Here is a 332-nt window from a genome sequence, read left to right on the forward strand (position 1 = left end):
ATAAGTTGTCTTTTTTCTTTGGCTAGTTTTAATCGGTCAACAATTAACTCATAAACAAGGCGGTTATCTAAATCATCTTCTGGCTGGTCGAGAATTAATGGAAGTTTTCCAAAAGATAAAATGAAAGTTAAAATTGCTGTTGTTTTTTGCCCTGCGGAAGCAGTTGAGAGTGATTTAAAAGCTGATGCAGGTGTTGGTTTGTATTGAACCTCAATTTCATCTTCTGGCAACAATAATTCAATTTCATCTATTTGTGCATCATTTAGGTTCTTGACTAAATTGACGAAATGACCTGATACAGTTGAGCTTACACCCTCATTCGCTCTGATTTT

Annotated in this window: 1 pseudogene; it reads right to left on the reverse strand. The window is 34.9% G+C overall.

Annotated elements, in window-relative coordinates:
• Positions 1-332 (reverse strand): annotated as a pseudogene (locus tag ACNKXV_RS13760) (TrlF family ATPase); the annotation flags it as partial.

Origin of the sequence: Christiangramia aquimixticola (genome assembly GCF_048285835.1) — a bacterium.
In the GTDB taxonomy this organism is placed as follows: Bacteria; Bacteroidota; Bacteroidia; order Flavobacteriales; family Flavobacteriaceae; genus Christiangramia; species Christiangramia aquimixticola.